The 16,319-nt window shown below is 57.5% G+C and carries 16 protein-coding genes; 9 read left to right on the plus strand and 7 right to left on the minus strand.

Annotation, left to right across the window (positions count from 1 at the left end):
* Positions 1-4: 4 nt before the first annotated feature.
* Positions 5-643 (plus strand): RadC family protein, encoded by a 639-nt coding sequence (locus DTI93_RS02690; protein ID WP_086431389.1) that lies wholly within the window; start codon positions 5-7, stop codon positions 641-643.
* Here the strand turns inward: DTI93_RS02690 and DTI93_RS02695 are convergent, their stop codons facing one another.
* From DTI93_RS02695 to rpmE, 4 genes are all read right to left on the minus strand, one after another.
* A complete protein-coding gene (locus DTI93_RS02695) occupies positions 644-1,780 on the minus strand; it encodes a 5-(carboxyamino)imidazole ribonucleotide synthase (protein WP_249079577.1) in 1,137 nt (378 codons plus the stop codon). It lies immediately after the preceding gene.
* Positions 1,777-2,271 carry a 5-(carboxyamino)imidazole ribonucleotide mutase gene (gene purE, locus DTI93_RS02700; protein ID WP_248460635.1) on the minus strand — a complete coding sequence of 165 codons (495 nt, stop codon included), beginning with the start codon at positions 2,269-2,271 and terminating at the stop codon, positions 1,777-1,779. The genes DTI93_RS02695 and purE overlap by 4 nt, the downstream gene beginning before the upstream one ends.
* A 21-nt stretch (positions 2,272-2,292) precedes the next feature.
* A complete protein-coding gene (locus DTI93_RS02705) occupies positions 2,293-2,904 on the minus strand; it encodes a DUF1013 domain-containing protein (protein ID WP_052349063.1) in 612 nt (203 codons plus the stop codon).
* Positions 2,905-3,146: 242 nt separating this feature from the next.
* Positions 3,147-3,374, minus strand: a complete 228-nt coding sequence (rpmE, locus tag DTI93_RS02710) for a 50S ribosomal protein L31 (protein WP_043560174.1) — start codon at positions 3,372-3,374, stop codon at positions 3,147-3,149.
* Positions 3,375-3,614: 240 nt separating this feature from the next.
* Between rpmE and mscL the strand changes: the two genes are divergently transcribed.
* Both mscL and DTI93_RS02720 read left to right on the plus strand, forming a co-directional pair.
* The gene (mscL, locus tag DTI93_RS02715; protein ID WP_043560173.1) at positions 3,615-4,067 is read left to right on the plus strand and encodes a large conductance mechanosensitive channel protein MscL; all 453 of its coding nucleotides are present in this window, start codon (positions 3,615-3,617) and stop codon (positions 4,065-4,067) included.
* On the plus strand, positions 4,064-4,402 hold the full coding sequence (locus tag DTI93_RS02720) for a hypothetical protein (RefSeq protein ID WP_043560170.1): 339 nt from the start codon (positions 4,064-4,066) through the stop codon (positions 4,400-4,402). Before mscL ends, DTI93_RS02720 begins: the two co-directional genes overlap by 4 nt.
* A gap of 82 nt (positions 4,403-4,484) precedes the next feature.
* Here the strand turns inward: DTI93_RS02720 and secF are convergent, their stop codons facing one another.
* Positions 4,485-5,414, minus strand: a complete 930-nt coding sequence (secF, locus tag DTI93_RS02725; RefSeq protein WP_086441623.1) for a protein translocase subunit SecF — start codon at positions 5,412-5,414, stop codon at positions 4,485-4,487.
* Positions 5,415-5,419: 5 nt separating this feature from the next.
* Entirely contained in the window at positions 5,420-6,958 is a 1,539-nt protein-coding gene (gene secD / locus DTI93_RS02730; protein WP_192848197.1) for a protein translocase subunit SecD, read from the minus strand.
* Positions 6,959-7,113: 155 nt separating this feature from the next.
* On the opposite strand from secD, the gene DTI93_RS02735 reads away from it, so the two are divergent.
* Positions 7,114-8,094, plus strand: a complete 981-nt coding sequence (locus DTI93_RS02735) for a Gfo/Idh/MocA family protein (protein WP_043561244.1) — start codon at positions 7,114-7,116, stop codon at positions 8,092-8,094.
* A 47-nt stretch (positions 8,095-8,141) separates the two neighbouring features.
* Complete coding sequence (locus DTI93_RS02740) at positions 8,142-8,564, plus strand: superinfection immunity protein (RefSeq protein WP_052349062.1); 423 nt, start codon at positions 8,142-8,144, stop codon at positions 8,562-8,564.
* A 52-nt stretch (positions 8,565-8,616) separates the two neighbouring features.
* Here the strand turns inward: DTI93_RS02740 and DTI93_RS02745 are convergent, their stop codons facing one another.
* A complete protein-coding gene (locus tag DTI93_RS02745; RefSeq protein WP_249079579.1) occupies positions 8,617-10,431 on the minus strand; it encodes an ABC-F family ATP-binding cassette domain-containing protein in 1,815 nt (604 codons plus the stop codon).
* 133 nt (positions 10,432-10,564) lie between these two features.
* Here DTI93_RS02745 and cydD point away from each other — a divergent pair, with 133 nt between their 5' ends.
* The 4 genes from cydD (at position 10,565) to recQ (ending at position 16,310) form a co-directional block, all read left to right on the plus strand.
* The gene (gene cydD, locus DTI93_RS02750; RefSeq protein WP_249079581.1) at positions 10,565-12,262 is read left to right on the plus strand and encodes a thiol reductant ABC exporter subunit CydD; all 1,698 of its coding nucleotides are present in this window, start codon (positions 10,565-10,567) and stop codon (positions 12,260-12,262) included.
* The gene (gene cydC, locus DTI93_RS02755) at positions 12,259-13,896 is read left to right on the plus strand and encodes a thiol reductant ABC exporter subunit CydC (RefSeq protein WP_043560159.1); all 1,638 of its coding nucleotides are present in this window, start codon (positions 12,259-12,261) and stop codon (positions 13,894-13,896) included. Before cydD ends, cydC begins: the two co-directional genes overlap by 4 nt.
* 111 nt (positions 13,897-14,007) lie before the next feature.
* Positions 14,008-14,424: an OmpA family protein gene (locus tag DTI93_RS02760; RefSeq protein ID WP_043560156.1), complete on the plus strand. Its 417-nt coding sequence runs from the start codon at positions 14,008-14,010 to the stop codon at positions 14,422-14,424.
* Positions 14,425-14,465: 41 nt separating this feature from the next.
* Positions 14,466-16,310, plus strand: a complete 1,845-nt coding sequence (gene recQ, locus DTI93_RS02765; RefSeq protein WP_052349192.1) for a DNA helicase RecQ — start codon at positions 14,466-14,468, stop codon at positions 16,308-16,310.
* Positions 16,311-16,319: the final 9 nt, after the last annotated feature.

Consider the following 16,319-nt stretch of genomic DNA (forward strand, 5'->3'; position numbering starts at 1 on the left):
GAGGATGATCATTACGGACCGTCTGCCCTCCGTCAGGGAGAGCTTTCACAAAATCGCATCGTTTGTTGTTGCCGGGAAAGATGCCCGCAAGGAGCTGGTTGAGCGCCTTCTGCGGCATCATTCTTCACTGGCTGAACTCATTTCAGCTCAGCCAACGGACAGAAAGGCCATAAACCGGGATGATGTGCCTCTGGCCGTATTCTGTGCTGTGCTGAAAGAGCTGGCCCATCGGTATGGACGGTCCTTGCTGCCAGAGGGCAACCTGCTGGAGCAACCGGAATTGCTGAAGGACTATCTGATGGTCCAGATGGCCAGGGAAAGAGTGGAACAGTTCCGGCTGCTTTTTCTGGATGACAGGAAACACCTCATCCGCGATGAAGTGCAGAGCCACGGGACAATCAACCATGTTTCGGTCTATCCACGTGAGATAGCAAAACGATGTCTGGCGTTGGGCGCAGCCGGAATCATCATGGTCCACAATCATCCGGGAGGGCAGGTAAACCCATCCCGGGGAGACATCACCATGACCCAGGCCATTCAGAAGGCATTGGCTGTCATCGATGTCTGTCTGATAGACCATGTCATCATCACAAGAAAAACCCAGACCAGCTTCCGCCAGCTTGGGCTTCTTGATGATGACTGATCAGTCCTCAAGCTGGGGCTGATAGCGGGAAAGAACCATGCTTCCGGGCAGTCCTCCACGAGGGAAGATGCGGTTTACATGGCCCATCTTGCGCCCCGGGCGAGCTTCCTCTTTTCCATAGAGGTGGATGGAGGCATTTTCCTCCCCCACGATCTCTGGCAGGAGCGCCATGTCATCCGGGCCAATCAGATTATGCATGTAGGCATCAGAATGGCGTCGGGCAGGCGGCAGGGGCAGCCCGGTCACAGCCCGGACATGCATTTCGAACTGGTCTACCAGACAGGCACTCATGGTCCAGTGGCCGGAATTATGAGGGCGAGGCGCAATCTCATTGACAAGGAGCCTGCCATCCCGATCCTCAAACAGTTCCACCCCCATGATACCGATAAGCCCGAGTTTTTCAGCCAGCGTTGCGGCCAGGGTCTGCGCTTTTTCAGCCAGATCGGGCATGATGGGGGCTGGTGTGATGGAGACACGGAGGATCCCCTGGCGATGATGATTTTCCGTAACATCAAAGCAGCGCACAGTGCCTGCTGCATTGCGGACAACCATCACGCTGACCTCACGGGCAAAATCAATTTTCCGCTCCGCAACCAGCGGATAGGGGAGGGTGTCTGCCTCTGCTGCCAGAGAGTTGAAAGCGGCTTCATTCTCCAGACGGAACTGCCCCTTCCCATCATAACCGAAACGGGTTGTTTTCAGGATGCAGGGAAAGCCGAATAATGGGAGAGCATGAAACCCCTCTGCCGAACCGATTTCCCTCCAGGGGGCAACCGGCAGGCCGAAGGATTCCAGAGTGGTCTTTTCGGTGATACGGTCCTGGCTGGTTTCCAGAATATGACCGGATGGATGGACCGGACAGAACCGTGCCAGATGGGCCAGACCCTCTGCGCTGATATTTTCAAATTCAAACGTAATGACGTCACAGGAACGGGCGAACTGTTCCAGACACACCGGATCATCGTAAGCACCAACCGTGAAACGGGCCGATGTTTCCGCTGCCGGGCTTGGCTCACTGTTGGAGAGGATATGGACCCTGTAGCCCAACCGGGCAGCGGCCACGGCAGACATGCGACCAAGCTGTCCCCCACCAACAATGCCGATCCAGGCGCCAGGCTGTAATGCTTCCGTCTTCATCCTGCAGGAACCTCAGCCACGGAAGCCGTCTGCCGTACCCTGAAGGCTTCAAGCCTTTCGGCTATGCTGTCATCGGAGAGGGAAAGGACAGATGCAGCCAGCAGAGCTGCATTGATGGCTCCAGCCTTGCCGATGGCCAGTGTGCCGACAGGCACCCCGCCAGGCATCTGCACGATGGAGAGCAGACTGTCCTGCCCTTTGAGCGTGCGGCTTTCCACCGGCACTCCAAAAACAGGCAGGGTCGTCCATGCTGCACACATTCCTGGCAGATGGGCTGCGCCACCCGCTCCGGCAATGATGACCTTCAGGCCACGTTCACGAGCCGTTCTGGCATAATCAGCCAGCCGGTCCGGCGTCCGGTGGGCGGAAACGATCCGGGCCTCATAGGGGATGCCCAGAGCTTCCAGCTGCTCACAACCATGCTTCATGGTCTCCCAATCCGACTGGCTGCCCATGATCACACCGACTGACGGCGCTGGTGAGACACTCATCGTGTTCTGTCCTTCTTTGTCTCAGAAGCTGTTGCCGGTTTCATCACGGGACGGGAAGAGGCTCTCCGGGTCGATTGCCTCATGATCATTCTCAAGCGGCTTGCCTTCCCGGACGAGACGGTCATTGGCGGCCTGAACGGCAGCATTCAGGTCTGTCTGGGTGCAGAGGCCAAGGATGACGGGGTCACGAGGCTTGATGTTGGGGCTGTTCCAATGTTCACGGTTGCGGATTTTGGCAATCGTATCCTTGGTTGTGCCCAACAGGCGGACAATCTGGGTATCGTTCAGCTGCGGGAACTGGCGCAGGACAAAAGCGATGGCATCGGGGCGATCATGCCGCTTGGCCACTGGCGTGTAGCGTGCCCCCTTGGCACGACGGGCCACGGGATTGGGAGTGGCTGTCAGCTTGAGCCGGGCGGCGGGATTGGCCTCACAGCGCTTGATCTCGGCTTCAGTCAGCTGATTGTTTTTTACAGGATCATAGCCGTTGATCCCGCCGCCAACCTCACCATCAGCAATAGCCTGAATCTCCAGCGGGTGCATCCCGCAGAAAGTGGCGATCTGGTCAAAGGTAAGGCCGGTTTTCTCAATCAGCCAGACGGCAGTTGCCTTCGGCATTAGCGGCAGGGTCATGTCAACGCAGTCCTTTGCAGAGCGATAATATGGTCCGGCATCTGGCAGGGCCCGGGCCACTCTGGAAAAGAATCACCCGCCACCCGCATGAGGGGCGGTGCCTGCGACAATGCACGACAGTGCCGCCAAGATGCGTCAGAGACCATGAGAGGTCAAGATGGAAAGAAATAAAAAGAAACCCTCCACCCGAGGAAAAGGGTGGAGGGTTTCTCTATCCAGACATCCCGTAAAGGGAAACTGTCTTACTTCTTGATATTGCCAATACCGGAGAAGCGCTTGTTGAACTTGGCAACCTGCCCCCCTGTATCCAGAATACGCTGAACGCCCGTCCAGGCCGGATGGGTCTTGGGGTCAACGTCCAGACGCAGCTTCGCGCCGGGCTCGCCGTAGCAGGAACGCGTTGTATATTCGCTGCCATCAGCCATCACGACCGTGATTTCATGATAGTCGGGGTGGATACCGGGTTTCATAATATTTCCTGAACCTGATGAAAGAAGCTCCGATACCGACCGGAGCAGACGGAGCCCTCCATAAAGGATATGGCTCGGAAAATAAAGGTTGGGCATCATTCTTTTTGTTGATAAAGCGATTCTTAAAGACTTCATACAGTTTTGCCATAATACGCTGTATGCTACGGCAGGGCTCGGCTACATGGCACAGATCATGCCTGTCGTGCGGTCTAGATTCTTCAAATTTCAGGAAAAGGCTATATGAGTCCTATCAAAACACCTGGCTGGGTTTCTGATTTTCAGAAATTCATCATGCGCGGGAATGTCGTGGATCTGGCAATCGGTGTGGTGGTTGGCGCTGCTTTCAGCTCCATCGTCAACAGCGCCGTCAAGGATCTCCTGACCCCGATCCTGGGTCTTCTGACGGGGGGCGTGGACTTCAGCAACATCTTCATCACCCTGAAAGGGCCGGTCAAGGATACACTGGCAGAGGCACAGAAGGCCGGAGCCGTGACCATCAATGTGGGCCTGTTCCTCAATGCGGTCCTCCAGTTCCTCATCATTGCCTTCTTCATCTTCTGGGTAATGCGTCTGGTCGGCAAGCTGCACCGCAAGGAAGAAGCGCAGCCTTCCGCCCCGCCGGCTCCTTCCAAAGAGGAAGTGCTGCTGACGGAGATCCGTGACCTCCTGGCGGCACGCGCAGTAGAGAAATGACCCGTTTTTTCCCCATGAAAATGACGGCACGATGCGCCCTGGCGGGTCTTGCTCTGGCAGGCGTCCTGTCTGCCAGTTCCGCCAAGGCGGATGGTACAGCTTTCGGGGTCCCTCTGTCGCCCAATGCGCACCTTTATTCATATTTCATCATCAATGGAATGGCCCGTGGCGCTTTCCTTCTGGGCCAACTGCACCAGAAAGATATGCCCACGCTGATCCAGATGGATGAGGTGACCCGCAAGGCTGTGATCCACAATCTGGACTCACAGACAATCAGGTCGGACTTCAGGGCGGAACAGATACTGACCCGTTATCTTGGGCTTATCCTGAAATAGTTCCCGGGAGCTGGACAGGATACAGAAAAGGGGGCTCCAGAGCCCCCTTTTTTCTGACCATGTTCCGGTGAAAAGGCTGGTCTCAGCCTGCTTTGCGCAGTCGCTTCTGCCCCATCAGGAGCAGAAGTGGTGCGGCAATGAAGATGGATGATGATGTCCCCACGACAATGCCGAACAGCATGACCGTAGCAAAGCCGGTCAGCGTGCTTCCACCAAACAGTGCCAGAGGCAGAGCGGCAAGGAACACCGTCATGGACGTACCCAGTGTCCGGTTCAGTGTTTCATTGATGGAAAGATCCAGCAATTCCCGCAGAGGCATTGTCCTGTATTTGCGGAGATTCTCACGGATACGGTCATACACGACCACCTTGTCATTTGTGGAATAACCCAAGATGGTGAGCAGTGCCGCAACCATGACGAGGTCAAACTCGAACCGTGTAACTACTAGAAAACCAATGGTTTTTGTCAGGTCCAGCACGAGTGTGATGACAGCACTCAGGGCAAACTCGCGCTCGAAGCGGAACCAGATATAGATGAGAATCATCCCGAGGCTGAAGAGGAGGGCAAGCACACCATCCCGAAACAGTTCGGACGACACGGACCCGCCAACAGCATCAGCCCGCTGGATCTGGACACCAGGAACAGCCTGCACGATAACCGTGCGGACCTGATCCACCAGCTTCTGGGTAACATGCTCATCTTCACCCCCTGGCGGAAGGTTGATGGCAATGCGGACATCCTGCGGAGACCCGAAAGACTGTACGGAGGCCGCATTGATGTGACCAGCCTTGAGGACCTCCCGCATATGGGCAGGATCTTCCGCTGCTGGAGAGTGGGTTTCCACGATGATTCCACCCCGGAAATCAAGCCCCAGATTGAGGCCCGGCGTGATGAACAGCACCACAGAGGCGATGGAGAGAAGGGCGGAGACAATCAGACCGGCATGACGGCCACGCATGAAGTGGATCTGTCGGTCATCACGTACGAAACGGAGAAGAGGGCGAGAAAACATGGCGATCAGACCGGCAATTCCTGTGGACGTTTATGAGCATACCAACGGACAATCAGCATGCGGGACAGCACCAGCGTCGTGAACAGCGTGGTGACGATGCCAATGGTGATGGTCAGGGCAAAGTTGCGGACCGGCCCCGTACCAAAGACAAAGAGCATGACATGGGCGAGGAAGGCTGTAGCATTGCTATCGATGATGGTTCCTGTGGCCCGCTGGAACCCGGCCTGAAGCGCCTGAAGAGGTTTCCGGCCGTTCCTTACTTCTTCCCGGATACGCTCATTGATAAGAATATTGGCATCCACCGCCATGCCGAGGGTCAACAGGATACCCGCCATGCCCGGCAGGGTCAGTGTTGCTCCAAAAAGCGACAGGATGGCCAGGATCATGACCAGATTGGCAAACAGCGCAATGTCCGCATACAGGCCGAACCGGCCATAGAACAGCAGCATGAACAGTACGACCAGCACAAAGCCAGCCACAAGACTGACCACACCAGCATGGATGGAGGCCGCACCAAGGCTCGGCCCGATGCTGCGCTGTTCCACTACGGCAAGGGGAGCAGGAAGGGCCCCGGCACGGAGCAGCAGCGCCAGGTCGGAGGCGGAACGAGCCGTGAAGCGCCCGGTGATGATCCCGCGCCCCGCCGTGATGGGGCCGTTGATGACAGGGCTTGTCAGGATGTGACCGTCCAGAACGATGGCGAACGGCTTGCCGACATTCTCTGTCGTAATGCGGGCAAAGTCATCTGCACCTTTATTGTCAAACTTCAGTTCGACAACCCATTGCCCCTCATTCATTGTGGCAGCGGCGTCTGTCAGGTTGGCACCATCCACGTCGACCCTGTCCTCCACGGCGATTTCTCCACGCCCTTCAGGCAGGGGCAGCATGGTCGTGCCGGGACCAGCATGGAGCGGGTCTGGAGAGACGAGATGGAAGGTCATGCGGGCTGTTGTGCCCAGCAGGGTCTTGATACGCTGAGGATCGCTGATGCCCGGCAGTTCCAGCACGATGCGGTCTTCCCCCTCACGGGCAATGCTCGGGTCGATGGCTCCGGTGCTGTCGATACGGCGACGGACAATCTCGATGGAGCGTGACACAGCCTCCCGGGCCCGGGCCCGGATGGATTCCGGTGTCAGGCTGATGACGAAGCGGCCATCTTTCTCATTGATGGCCAGTTCACCAGGAATGGAGGGCGTCAGTTCTTCCAGAACCTTCCGGTCGCTCTCCTTTTCACTTTCGGAGCGGGGCGTGAGCAGCACGGAGGCCGTAGCATCATCCCGCTGGATGAGCCGATAGCCAAGGTGGGCACTAAGCAGCCCCTGACGGATCTCACCTTCCAGTGACTGAAGCCGGTCATGCTGGAGGGTTTTCGTATCCAGCTGCAACAGGAGATAGGAGCCTCCCCTCAGATCAAGCCCCAGATGTACCTGATGCCAGGGCAGGGATGATGAGGGAGATTTCATGAAATTGGGCAGGCAGAGCAGGGCACTGATCAGACAGATGCCCACCACGCCTAACATCCTGAGGCGGCTGTAATACAACATAAGGGGTCAGAGAACCTCAAAAACGTGGAAATGAAGAGGCCAGAACTAATCTCGCAGATGGGTGCGACCATGCCCTCTCCAGTATTTTATTGCAACCATTATGCATGGCTGCATGGCGCCTTGCACAAGCATTTCCGGGTGCTATGATTCCTTTCATGAAGACGGAAAAGCTCCTTGATGTCGCCATTGCGGGTACCGGGCATTTTGGCCGTTACCATGCCCTCCAGGCTGCCAGACACCCCCGGGAGCGGCTGGTCGGGCTGTACGACCCTGATCATGGTCGTGCCCAAAGCATTGCGGAAGAAACGGGAACCTCTGCCTTCAGAAACTACGAGGAGCTTCTAGAACGGTGTGAGGCTGTCATCATCGCTTCCCCTGCCGAAACACATTATCAGATGGCACAACAGGCCCTGATGGCCGGCTGCCACGTGCTGGTTGAAAAACCTCTCGCCGCCACAAAAGAAGAAGGGGCCGCACTGGTACGCTGTGCTGGAGAGCAGGGACGCATCCTCCAGGTCGGACACCTGCTGCGTTATTCGGCCGAGCATCAGGCCATTTCAGCCCGCATGAAACAGCCTCTGTACATCGAGGCCACAAGGATCGCTCCCTACAAGGAGCGGGGCACGGATGTATCAGTCGTGCTGGACCTGATGATTCATGATCTCGACTTCATCCTGTCCCTTGTGGACAGCCCCATCCTCCATATTGATGCGATGGGCGCCGCCGTATCCAGTGCTCATGAAGACATCGCCAATGCACGTGTCCGTTTTGCCAATGGCTGCGTTGCCTCCATTACGGCCAGCCGCATTTCTCTCAAGACCGAACGGAAAATGCGTCTTTTCTCTCAGGAAGGCTATCTCTCGGCGGATTTCATGAGTCGACAGCTGGTTTTCATAAACCGTCATGAAGGAATACCCCTCCCGGGCAGCAATGGCTTCCGGCGGCAGAGTGTGCGGTGGCATGACCATGACAACCTGGCTGCCGAGCATGATGCTTTTGTGGCGTCCTGTCTGGATGGTGCTCCCGTGATGGTGGATGGACAGGCCGGTCTCAGGGCTCTTGACGCTGCCCTGAGAGTTGGTGAAGAGATACGGGCTGCGCAGGAGTTGATCCGGCATGCAGGTCTGATCGACTGATCAGGACACTATAGTGCATTTCCTTACGACATGAAGGGACAATCATCATGGACATGACTGACTACACGCAGCAGATCAACGCCATAAATCCTTATCTGAGCCTGCTGATCTTCGCCATCCTCATGCTCTCCATGCTGGCGCTGTATTTCCTGCCCAGCATCATTGCCATCATGCGGCAGCATCCCCAGAAATGGCTTCTCATCGGTCTGAATGTCTTTGCTGGGTGGACAGGGTTCTTCTGGATCGGCCTGCTCATCTGGGCACTCTGGCCAAAAGAAAAACTGGTCGCATTTCAGGATGGACAGGGCTGGGGCCCCTATCAGGCACATGATCGGACCCAATCTTTTGGAGGATCATCTTCTGACCGGCCAACTGAAACGCTGGAGCAGCTCGCCCAGATGAAAGACCGTGGCGCCCTGACAGAAGCTGAATTCGCCAAGGCCAAGGAACGTCTCATCAACCGCCTGTAACGGCATGTCCTTCCAGCCCGCCATTGCAGGCTGGAAGGACCTTTGCCGAAGATCAGTTTTCCAGCAGTTCTTCCCGTTTGCTTTCAAGCTCAACCCAGCGCTCTTCCGCTTGGCGCAGCTTTGTCTCGGTGTCTTCCAGCGCAGCCGTAATCTTTTCAAACCGGACAGGGTCCCGGTTGTACAGCCCGGGGTCAGCCAGAGCATTCCGGCAAAGCGTGGCGTCTTTTTCAAGTTTTTCAAGAAGCTCAGGCAGCCGGTCCAGCTCCCGTTGTTCCTTGTAGCTCAGTTTGACGGTCTGTTTGACAGTACGTACAGGGGAAGAACCTGTATCGCTGGAGGAGGGGGCCGTGTCTTTCTGGCGTCTCTCTACGGGAGACCGGCCCCTGCGTTGGGCCAGCATGTCTGAATAGCCACCAGCATATTCAATCCAGCTGCCATCACCCTCTGCCACCAGAGTTGAGGTTGCCAGTCTGTCCAGAAAATCACGATCGTGACTGACGAGCAGAACCGTCCCAGCATAATCGCCCAGCATGTCCTGCAACATATCCAGCGTCTCAAGGTCCAGATCGTTGGTAGGCTCATCCAGCACGAGCAGATTGGAAGGACGGGCCAAGGCAGCCGCCAGCGCCAGCCGCCCCCGTTCTCCCCCGGAGAGATGGCTGACTGGCGTGCGGGCCTGTTCCGGCCGGAAGAGGAAGTCCTTCATGTACCCAATGACATGCCGTTTTTCCGTGCCGACCTGTACCATCTCGCCATGTCCGTCCGTCAGGAAGCTGGCCACACTCTGGTCGCCATCCAGGGCGCTGCGCTGCTGGTCCAGCGTCACCATCTGGATGGACGGACTACGCCTGATTTCACCGGCCTGTGGGGTCATCTCACCGGTCAGCAGGCGCAGAAGCGTCGTTTTCCCGGCCCCATTGGCCCCGCAGATTCCCAACCGGTCGCCTCTGGTCACCTTCAGCGTCAGATCACGGATGAGGGGACGCTCCGGATAGGCCCAGCCAACACCTTCCGCAGCCATGACAATCTTGCTGGTATTCTCCGTCTCACTGGCTTCCAGCTTCAGGGAGCCTCTCTGGCGGGAGGCAAGATCACGCCGCTCCGCCCTCAGGGCGGCCAGTTCAGCAACACGACGGACATTTCGCTTTCGGCGTGCTGTGACGCCATAGCGCATCCAGTCTTCCTCACGGGCAATCTGACGGTCCAGCTTGTGCGCTGCCCGTTCGGCAAGCTCAATCTGCTCGTCCCGCCATGATTCGAAATGGGCGAAGCTGGCGTCCAGCCTCTGCGTGCCCCCCTGATCCAGCCAAATGACTGCCTTGCACAATGTTTCCAGAAAGCGGCGGTCATGACTGATGATGATCATCCCCGCTCCCGAGGCCAGAAGCTCCCGCTCCAGCCAGGCAATGCAGGGGAGGTCCAGATGGTTGGTCGGTTCATCCAGAAGGAGAAGGTCCGGCTCAGTTGCCAGAGCCCGGGCAAGGGCGCTTCGGCGTGCTTCCCCTCCAGAAAGACTGGCACATTTTTCACGACCATCCATGCCGAGCTCACTCAGCATGGCTCGGGCCCGGTAATGGGCTGTCTCGTCCAGCTCCGCCGTCACATAATCGAAAACCGTGTCCCACTCAGAAAGGTCGGGTTCCTGCGGCAGATAATGTACTTTCAGCCCTGGCTGGAGGAAACGCTCGCCATCATCTTGTTCCAGCTCCCCCGCTGCAATGCGGAGCAGGGTGGATTTGCCCGAGCCATTTCGCCCGACAAGGCAGAGCCGTTCACCCGGCAACACGGAGAGCGTGGCACCGTCCAGCAACGGACGGCCACCCAGAGTATATGAAATGTTCTGTAGATTGAGGATTGGTGCAGACATGGGCCTGATGTGAAGAAACCGGAGCAGATTTGCAATATGGAACGGATGAAGAGGTGAAAGAAAGATTTTTCCGATGGAAAACTTTTACTCTGTCTGTTTTTCTTTTCCCCGCTTCCTCTGTATATGTCTCCCCATGAAGGCAGACAAGAAGATGCTCAAAGGCTGGGTACGGCAGCAGAATGGCGCCAATCGCCCAGCCACCATGTGTATGGCCCTGATCGGAATGTGCAACGTCCTTGCCGGAATGGTGCTGGTATGGAGCCTGGCCTCCATTCTGGCAGGCCTGCTGGCAGGCGGGGGGAGGCTGGATGCCCGCTGGTTGGGTATGTTCATCCCCATGTCTGTCGTCCGTGTCATTCTGGGATATGTGCAGGAACACTTGGCTGTCTCCAGTGGTGAGCTGGCCCGCAAACGCCTGCGGCGCGAGCTGCTGTCCCGCTTTTTTGCACAGGGGCCGGCGCTGCTCCGGCATCAGCACAGTGCTGCACTGGCGTCTCTGTTGACAGACCGCATCGAAGCGCTGGAGGGCTATTTTGCCCGCTGGTTGCCTGCCTCGGCCCTTTGGGTGGTAGCGCAGTGGTCTGTCGTTCTTGTTGTGTTCTGGCAGAATCACCGGGCAGGGCTCATTCTGGGGGGATGCTGCCTTTCCCTTCCTTTTTTCCAGGCCGTGTTCGGCATTGCTACAGCCATTGCCTCACGCCGTCAGCTTCTTGCCCTCAACCGCCTCCAGGTCCGTTTTCTGGACAGGATCAGGGGCATTGCTACCATCGTTCTTTCCGGCAATGCGGAAAAAGATGCCCAAGGCCTGGGGCAGGCTGCTGATGAACTGCGACAGCGGACCATGAAAGTGCTGCGTCTGGCCTTTCTGACATCAGCATCCACTGATGTTGCCATGATCGTTGCCTTGGTCTGGATCGTGATCGACCAGCGCCACGGTCTCATGCATGGCGGGTCTGTTGCGCAGACAACCAGCATCCTGTTTGCCGTGCTCATGGTACCAGAAGCCTTTGCGCCATTCCGTGCACTCTCAGCAGCCTATCAGGACAGGGCACAGATTACCAGCAGCGGCGAGGCCATACAGAAACTGCCGACCCTGCCAGAAATGGCAGCTGGCACATCTGCTGACCAGCCACGTGCCGAGCGGACGGCTCGGGGTATTGAGCTTGATGTGCAGGGGGTTTCCTATCAGTGGGTAAAGGATCGGCCACTGGCGCTTGACGATGTGTCATTCCAGCTCAAGGCGGGTGACGTGGCCCTGCTGACAGGCCCATCAGGAGCTGGAAAATCAACCCTCATTGAAATGCTGCTGGGTTTCATCAGACCCCTCGAAGGTTCCATACGTCTTGGCGGTGTCGACCTCCAGGCGCTGGGCCCGGCAGAAATCACGCAACAGATCAGCTGGATTGGTCAGAAGCCGGTCATTTTTGCAGGTACGCTGCGTGAGAATATCATGTTCGCTGCACCTGAAGCGTCTGAAAAGCAGCTTCAGGCGGCTTTGGAAGCATCTTCCATCACGGGATATCTGCCCCTGCTTCCTGATGGGCTGGAGACAAGACTGGGTGAGGGAGGATTCGGCCTTTCAGGTGGGCAGGCCCAGCGGATCGCCATCGCCCGTGCCTTCCTGAAAGATGCCCCGCTGCTCATCATGGATGAACCTACCGCCCATCTTGACCCCATGACGGAGCAGGACATCCTCATGTCTCTCCGGGGGCTGCTGAAGGGTCGTACAGCCCTGATTTCCACCCATTCGCCCCAGTTCCACAATATTGGTGAGACCGTGCGTCTTACCATGGAGACGGGACGGCTTACGGAACAGGAGACACTGGCATGAGGCAATTGCAGCCATTATGGAATGTATGGAAAGCCCGTGGGGGACGCCTGCTTATCGGGCTGGTTCTGGCCGAACTTTCCGTCTGTGCCGCTTTCCTGCTCATGGGGCAGACCGGCTCCCGCCTCGGGCTGATCGCCATTGGTGGGGTCGTTGCCTTTGGCATCCTCCGCTTTGCTGGCGCCGCCCGTATCATTCTCCGCTATCTGGAACGTCTGGCCACGCATGACGCCACCTTTCGGGTTCTTGCAGACATCCGCCTCTGGTTTTACAGAAATCTGGCCAAAGGAGCCGCAGCTGGGCTGGGCTTCCGGCGTTCTGGTGATCTGCTCTCCCGCCTCGTGGCCGATGTGCAGAGTCTGGACAGTCTCTATCTGCGTATTCTGGTCCCGCTGGCAACGGCGCTGTTCAGTCTGCCCATCGTCATCTGGGTTTGTCTGAAGGGAAGCCTGCTCCTGGCACTCAGTATCGGTGTCATTTTCTGCCTGGTCGCCTTTGCCTTGCCGGCACTCATGGCGAAACTGTCCTATCGCTGGGGGCCAGAGCTGCAACAGGCGCAGGCTGACATGAACAATCAGGCCCTTGATCTCGTGGGAGGGATGCGTGAATTGCGCATCTTCGGGCAGGAAGATGCCGCTGCAGAGCGGTTTCTGGCCGCAGAGGAAGCCTTTTACACCGTGCAGCGTCGACAGGGACAGGCCATGGCACACATCCATGCCATCTCCCTGTTGCTGACCCGCCTGGGGATCATCCTTGCTCTGGCAGGATGTGCGGGAGTCTTCTTCCCTGAAGAGCAGGCTGTCATGGGCATCACCATTCTTTTTGTTGTCATGACTGCTCTGGACAGCATCGTGGATCTACCAAGGGCAGGCCTTCTTTTCGGGCGCATCCGCCATGCGGCAGAACGTGTGGTGGATGCCACGGTCATGCCTGAAGGCACTCCCGCAGAAGGAACAGCGCCTGCCCCCGCTGGCCATGAGATTGAAGGGCGGGACGTCACCTTTGGCTGGACACCGGAAAAACCCGTTCTGCAGAATGTGAATTTCAGACTCCGGGCAGGGGAAAGGGCCGCACTTGTCGGACCATCAGGTGCCGGGAAGTCCAGTCTTGCAGCGCTGCTGCTCAAGGTCGTGGCGCCTCAGGAAGGAAGCATTACACTGGGTGGGCAGGACATGGCTTCCATCCAGACCGAGGCCCTGCGGGAGCAGGTGGCATGGCTCTCTCAGGCAAGCCATCTTTTTGACGACACAATCCGCTCCAATCTGCTTCTGGGACGGGAGGGCTTTTCTGACAAAGCCCTCTGGGCTGCTCTGGAACAGGCGCAGATTGCTGATTTCGTGCGTTCCCTGCCTGATGGGCTGGATAGCTGGATTGGTGAAAACGGGTCCCACATTTCCGGCGGGCAGGGGCGCCGCATTGCTCTGGCCCGCGTGCTGCTTTCTGAAGCCCCGGTACTGATCCTTGATGAACCCGGTACCGGGCTCGATCTGGAGACGGAACGTGCCTTTCTGGCAACACTCAACCAGCTGGACCGCTCCCGTACCATCCTGCTGATTACCCATCGTCTTACAGGAGTGGAACAGTTGGATCACCTCTGGACCCTCCATGAGGGACGCCTGAAGTCCCAGCCTCTTTGAGCCATGGATGCATTTTTACCACTCCCAGGGCCCAGACCCATATTGACCGGAGCTCAAAGCACGGGCAGTTAAAGATGATCATTTTCCATAGGTAACGAGAAGGATGCTCCCATGAAGAAGGTTTCTGCTTTCATGCGTCGTCTTGCTCCCGTGGGGGCGACCTCCCTCATGGTGGCCGGGCTTCTGGCTGGCTGCGTATCGCATCCGCCGCGGGATGATTATGTCGTGTTTTTTGATACGGAGTCTGTGACCCTCAGCCCCACAGGGGAGGCCATCATCGCCAGCGCCGTTGATGCCGCCCACAAACGGAATATCTCGCACATCACGGTTTCCGGTTCTGCCGGGAAAAATGAGGATGCGGACGTGCTGAAAAAACTCGCAGATGCCCGTGCGGATTCTGTGGTTGATGTGCTGGTGCGGGATGGCATCAAGCGTGAGGATATCCGCAAGGAACCCTTCGTGCCAACAGATGTCGAGAATTCACGCGTCGCCTTCCGTCGTGTCACGGTCCATCTGGGCGCACATTGATTCAGGAGCACGATCAGCATGACGGGGAACCCTGCGAAGGAATAGGGAACCCCATTGATCGCTTTCCCCGTCATGTTGGTGAAACTCCTGAAGCTGTCCTGCACCGGGTTTTTGGTTTTGAGAGCTTCCGGGGCCTTCAGGAGAGTGCCGTTCAGGCCGTCATGAAAGGGGAGGACGTTCTCGTCCTCATGCCAACAGGCGGCGGGAAGAGCCTGTGCTATCAGGTACCGGCTCTCTGCCGCAAAGGGGTTGGGCTCGTCATCTCCCCCCTGATCGCCCTGATGGAAGATCAGGTTGCCGGGTTGAGGCAGCTCGGGGTGAGGGCATCAGCCCTTCATTCCGAAATGGAGTATCAGGATCAGCAGACAGTCCGGGAGGATCTGCTCTGTGATCAGCTCGACCTCCTCTATATTTCACCCGAGAGACTGCTGACACCGTACAGCCTCAACCTGCTGCGGCGATGCAGCCTGTCGCTCATTGCTATTGATGAAGCGCATTGCGTTTCCGCCTGGGGCCATGATTTCCGGCCGGAATATCGAGAGCTGGCCAATCTGAAGCAGCTGTTCCCCAGAGTTCCCCGCATTGCGCTGACAGCCACGGCAGACCCTCGCACACGAAGTGACATGCTGGCGGCTCTGGACATGCCCCAGGCTCACATACTGATGGGCAGTTTCCACAGGAGCAACCTGTTTCTTCAGGCCCAGCCCAAACACTCGGAGACACGTCAGGTTCTGGATGCACTGGACCGCCATATGGGACAGGGTGCGGCCATCGTCTATTGCGGTAGCCGCAAGAAGACGGAAACACTGGCCCGGCAGCTGCGTGAAAAAGGCCATACAGCTTTTGCTTTTCATGCTGGCATGTCCCCCGCCGACAAGAAGAATGTCCTGTTGCGGTTCCGTTCTGGTGAGCCCATGATCGTTGCGGCAACCATAGCTTTTGGCATGGGCATCGACCGCCCAGATGTCCGCACCGTCATCCATCTGGACATGCCGACGTCACCAGAGGGCTATTACCAGCAGATAGGCCGTGCTGGACGTGACGGTGAACCATCGCATACTCTTCTGCTTTACAGCGGAGAAGGTGTCGCCAGAGCCCGCTACTGGCTGGAAGAAGCCCAGGTGCCGGAGGCGGAAAAACGGGCGATGCAGGGACGGCTGGAAAGCATGATTTCCCTGACAGAAACAACAGGTTGCCGGACCCAGGCCATTCTGGCCTGTTTCGGTGAAACGCTGCATGAACCCTGCGGCCATTGCGATAACTGTCTGCATCCTCCCTCTACCTTTGATGCCACTGAAGCAGCACAAAAGGTTCTCTCCACCATATACAGGACAGGCGAACGGTTTGGAGCCGTGCAGCTCATTGCTGTTCTCAAGGGCAAAATGACAGAAGCGGTGGAACGCCACGCCCTTCAGCACCTTTCAGTCTTCGGGATTGGGAAAGACAGAACGGATGTCTGGTGGCGCATGGTCATCCGGCAGCTCATAGCCCGTGGTGCGATTGGCATGGTGGGGGATCATGGCGGATTGGGACTGAAGCGGGAGACAGCACGGCCCATTCTCAGGGGAGAGGTGTCCGTCAGCCTGAGGGAAGATGCAACGTCACGCCACATGGCCAGCATGGGAGACACGCCACGGAATGACCCCAATGAAGGGCTTTCCGATGAAGAATATCGCCATTTCCTGGCGCTGAAGATGTGGCGGCGGGAAGAAGCCTACCAGCAGGAAATCCCGCCCTACATCATTTTTCGTGACGCCACCTTGCGGGAGATCATCCGGGCCCGTCCAACCAACAGGCAGGAACTGGGAGACATCCGTGGGGTTGGTCAGAGCAAGATCGAACGTTACGGCGATGCGGTTCTGGCCATTCTGCAGGAAGCTCCCTGAAAAGGGGAG

This window comes from Parasaccharibacter sp. TMW 2.1884, from assembly GCF_023337695.1.
GTDB lineage: Bacteria > Pseudomonadota > Alphaproteobacteria > Acetobacterales > Acetobacteraceae > Bombella > Bombella apis.